Source organism: Thermogemmatispora sp. (assembly GCF_019683755.1).
Taxonomy (GTDB): domain Bacteria; phylum Chloroflexota; class Ktedonobacteria; order Ktedonobacterales; family Ktedonobacteraceae; genus Thermogemmatispora.
This window is the reverse complement of sequence record NZ_JADGHT010000377.1, coordinates 1-4,129: the sequence shown is the minus strand read 5'-3', so window position 1 is coordinate 4,129 and position 4,129 is coordinate 1. Positions and strand designations below refer to the sequence as shown.

Genomic DNA, 4,129 nt, shown 5'->3' with positions numbered 1-4,129 from the left:
GCACCAGCCGGGCCAATAGGGTAGGCCAGGCCCACTGTGGGCAGCTCTCCGGCGCGACGAACGGCTCAGCTTACCACCCGGCTGAGCCTGCTCCTCCTTTGAATGGCCCGACTATCCGGCTGGTGATCCAGCCGCCGTAAAAATCACCGGGCTGGGCCTCCACCCGCTCACCGTTGACGTAGCAGGCGTCCATTTTGCGCGGGTAGAAGGCGACGTAGCCGGCCAGCCCCTCGTAGCCCGGCGCCGGGTCAGGATAATACCACGCACAGTCTAGCGCGCTCCTGCCATTCACTGTCAGGGTATAGTAGCTAGCCTTCCCCTTGAACTCGCAAAAGGTGTGGCGGGTGCTCGGTTGGAGATACTCCATACGAATATCCTCCGGCGGAATATAGTAGACGGGCGGATGACTGGTCTCGAGGACGCGCTTCGTACGCCAACTCTCGGCAATCGTCACACCATTGAAGATGACCTGAACGTGATCGTCACATTCCTCCACCCGTGGTGGCCGCGGATAGTCCCAGACCGCTTCCTTTCCCGGACCCGGAGCCGGTGCCGGATCGCGCTGTCGATCCATCGCTCTCTTCTCCTTTCGCATATAACGGATCTTTCTTCACTCTGAAGACGCTACGGATCGCTCCGCCGGGTAACACAGAGCATGCACACAGGCACGCGCTCAGGCCTGCTGGACCTGGGCGATGAAGCGCGTCATGGGCAGCGGCTGACTGAGCTTGATGCCCTCATCGTTGATGGGGGCCACCAGGCCATTCGTGACGCGAAAACGTCCGGACGGACCGCCAACCACAAAGTAGTGGCCAGGACTAAACTGGTGTAGAAAGAGTACTGCCTGCTCGCCAACCTGGAAGAGGGGATCATCCCGTACCTCGAAGCGCTGATTGTTCAGAACGCCGCCGGTCTGGTGAATCACCAGACTGCTGCCGACCGTCAGATGATGAGTAGTGTAGAGCACCTGGCTGACGCTGAAGGTGAAATCAGTGTAGGGAATGCCCTGATCAACCGTCTGAGCGACAACGCCAGCGATTTTCCCGGCAACAGCCAGATCTGCGGCTCGCTTCAGACTGCTAAAATCATGATAGAGGACAGGCCAGCTTGCATCAAGGTAGTGTACCTGCTGCATCTGCGCGCCACCAGCGTCACAGGCGCTCAACGCCGCCAGCAGGCAAAGTACCAGCCCGGTGATCAGACCACACATGTAGCGCCAGATCCCGCTCTTCATGGGTAGACTTGCATGGAGTTCCATCTCATGCGCTCCTTATCTGGATCAGGAATGACAAGACTGCTTTTATCAAACGGCTAAATTGTGAAGAAAGTCAAGGCAGTGATTTAGCAGGAAACCTGGAGCGACACATAAACAGGCAGAGAGGCAGTACAATTACGCCGACCAGGCCCGCTGAGGCTGGCGGCAACACGCCCTGCATGCTGCGCTATGCCCTGCACAGTAATGACCTGGCCCCCATCGTAGGGCCGAAATGCATCCTCGATGGGGCTGCGGCTCCAGCGGCTGGCTGGTGGAGCTGGCCCTCTGCTTCCCACGGGCCACGCTGAATGGAAGCGGACTCTGCTCGCCAAAGTCGCATCGTCCTCTGAGCAGCCTCACAACCTCTGACATCATGTAGTTTTGCATTTGACCCTCTTTGGGCCATCTCTCTTGGACGGATAGGAGAAGGTTTCCTCAAGTATTGACAACTTGGAATATAACGGTAGATTTTCTATTAAAAGCTCTGCTATAGGCTCTCCCCGTCAGAAAGTAACGAGAGCGGAATAACCTTCTTTCTGCCCTGTGTCTTGAGTACGGCACAACTAGGCCTATTGTTTCCCTATGAAGGCGCTCTCTACAACTGGACCTATCGTACGCTGGGCACCTTCTGGGGCTTCTTTGCCTCCTTCTGCGCCTGGCTTCCAGGCATTCTGGCCCTCGTTAGCGGCTTTGGGACCGCCATCACCTATCTTCAAGGACTGCATCAAGGCTGGTTGACTGCCCCCTGGCAGCAGGGCGCCGTGCTAACCATACTCATCCTCTTGGGAACCGCCCTGACTGTGCAGCCCCTGCGAGTGCTGCAACGTGTCCTGAATTTCACCGTCTGCTTGCTACTACTGGCGCTGCTCCTAATTACAGCGGCGGCTTTTGCCTGGCTGCTAACAGGCCGCGCATCGGCTACCCCCTTCGGACACCTGAGTGACTGGCGACCGGGACCGGATAACTTCGTGCTCTTTGGCTTCCTCGTTCAATCGTACCTGGGCACTGAGGTGCCTCTCGCGATGGCCGGTGAGATCCCCCCGGGCAACGCCGACACGTCATCCGCTCCCATTTACGTTGGGGCAGCCTGCTCGTCGTCGCCAGCTACCTTTTCACCACCCTCGCCGTGCTCGTGATCTGCGGCCCGCAGAAAGCCTCTGATCCGGTCGTCTTCATTACCATCGTTGATCAGGCTCTGGGACGGGGAGCTGGCAATGTCACGGCGGTCTGTCTGCTTTGTTTCTTCATGGTTGCCCCACTGATCTACAATTACACCTTCGCTCGTCTGTTGCTGGTAGCGGCCATCGATGGCCATTTGCCAACGGGCCTGGCCAAATTGAATCGTGCCCGCGCCCCAGCCAACGCTATTTACTTCCAGTCGGCGGTAGCCCTGGTCTTTACAGTCCTGAGCTATTTCATCCTTCCCTACCTGTTCCCCATCGGTCAGCCAGTCGATTTGTCAACGATTATTGTCACGGTCTCCCTGGCCGCCCTCACACTGGTCTGGCTGATCTCGATCCCTTTCCTCTTTATCGATGTGCTTGTGATCGCGCGGCGTCAGCCCGCTCTCTTCCAGGAGCATCGCATCCTCCCTTATCCCCTCTTCTGGATGCTGGTCCTGCTGGGAACCTTCTCCTGTCTGCTGGCGATTGTGGATACCTTGCTCAATTCCTGGATTCCCGATCTGTTGACCCCTACGGCCTGGTGACTGGCAGTCGGTGGAACAACGCTCGCTTGCCTGACGCTGGGATTGTTAGGCAGCATGGTAGCGCGCGGTGAGGCAAGCTGGGAACGCTGGAGGGGTCAGGCCGGTTTGTAGGCTCACCTGGTCAGCCTTGTGATCCAGGTCACAGCGGTCACTCACCCCCCGAGAAGCAGAGCTCTATGAGCAGGACCAGGCCCACCGCTTGTCTGCATGGCCTGCCTGGACTAGTGCGCCCGGTTTGGCTGACGATACTCGACAAGGTCAATCGTTAGGTCAGGAGGCTTGCTCTGGTAGAGCAGCAGCAACCGCTCATATTGAGCAGAGTGGCCCAGAAAGAGAAGCGCAAGCTCCGTAAGGAGCTGTCGCTCTTCTTCATGGTCTGCTTCACCCTGACGGCCATGCTCAATATCGCTACATTGGGAATCGTCTCTTCTCAGGGAGCGCAGGTTTTCCCCTGGCTGTTGATCACTGCCCTGACATTTCTGATCCCCTATGGCCTCCTGATGGCAGAGCTGGGCAGCACTTTCCCAGAAGAAGGCGGCAGCTATGTCTGGTGCAGGTTAGCAGGCGGGCGTCTTTTTGCCGCCATCGCTTCGATCTTCTATTGGGACTCAAACCCGTTCTGGGTCGGAGGTACCCTGGCTGTGACCGCTATTGCCGCCGTGAAGACCTTCTTCTTCGGGGGAAGCAGCGAGGTGCTCTTTGGCGGAAGCAGGCTGATCGACACGGTCCTTGAAATCCTGATCGCTCTGGCCTTTATCTGCTTCACAACCTGGAGCGCCATTGTCTCTTTGCGCATCGGTAAAATGGTTTTCAACGATGGGGATCATATGGGAGCGCTTTGAGCAGCCCAGCCAGTCTAAGGGGGATACTCCTGGCCCTGGAGAGGGAAAAGGACCGGTCATCGGAGCTTATCCCTGCGCTGATAGGCCCGAGCCTGACCGGTCCTCCTCTTACTGGCAGTGTGCTCCCTCCGTCCTTCGTTGCATCGTACCTGAGCTAAGGTGAAGCATAGGCAGCCCCAACCCTTCCAGGAAGCAACAGCCATCGCCCTCGCCGAGGCAGCAGTCCCCGGCCCCTCTCAGTAGTCGGCAATAACCTCGCGGGCAGCCCGAGCCCCCTCCCTGGCAGCCCCCTCCATATCCCCCGGAAAAGCGCCCCCGCCGTGT

Annotated in this window: 5 protein-coding genes; 3 read left to right on the top strand and 2 right to left on the bottom strand. The window is 58.2% G+C overall.

Going from position 1 to position 4,129, the window contains the following annotated elements; translation table 11 throughout:
- Positions 1-70 precede the first annotated feature (70 nt).
- A complete protein-coding gene (locus tag IRZ24_RS17495) occupies positions 71-574 on the bottom strand; it encodes a DUF427 domain-containing protein (RefSeq protein ID WP_297167055.1) in 504 nt (167 codons plus the stop codon).
- A gap of 99 nt (positions 575-673) precedes the next feature.
- Positions 674-1,258 (bottom strand): hypothetical protein, encoded by a 585-nt coding sequence (locus IRZ24_RS17490; RefSeq protein WP_297167052.1) that lies wholly within the window; start codon positions 1,256-1,258, stop codon positions 674-676.
- A gap of 521 nt (positions 1,259-1,779) precedes the next feature.
- Between IRZ24_RS17490 and IRZ24_RS17485 the strand changes: the two genes are divergently transcribed.
- The 3 genes from IRZ24_RS17485 (at position 1,780) to IRZ24_RS17475 (ending at position 3,805) form a co-directional block, all read left to right on the top strand.
- Positions 1,780-2,391 carry an amino acid permease gene (locus tag IRZ24_RS17485; protein WP_297167061.1) on the top strand — a complete coding sequence of 204 codons (612 nt, stop codon included), beginning with the start codon at positions 1,780-1,782 and terminating at the stop codon, positions 2,389-2,391.
- Positions 2,382-2,963, top strand: a complete 582-nt coding sequence (locus tag IRZ24_RS17480) for a hypothetical protein (protein ID WP_297167049.1) — start codon at positions 2,382-2,384, stop codon at positions 2,961-2,963. Before IRZ24_RS17485 ends, IRZ24_RS17480 begins: the two co-directional genes overlap by 10 nt.
- A gap of 320 nt (positions 2,964-3,283) precedes the next feature.
- Entirely contained in the window at positions 3,284-3,805 is a 522-nt protein-coding gene (locus IRZ24_RS17475) for an amino acid permease (protein ID WP_297167058.1), read from the top strand.
- The last annotated feature ends 324 nt before the right edge of the window (positions 3,806-4,129 follow it).

Excerpts from the sequence above, each read along its gene's own strand:
- IRZ24_RS17495 (WP_297167055.1), bottom strand. The coding sequence starts at position 574 with ATGGATCGACAGCGCGATCCGGCACCGGCTCCGGGTCCGGGAAAGGAA.
- IRZ24_RS17490 (WP_297167052.1), bottom strand. The coding sequence starts at position 1,258 with ATGGAACTCCATGCAAGTCTACCCATGAAGAGCGGGATCTGGCGCTAC.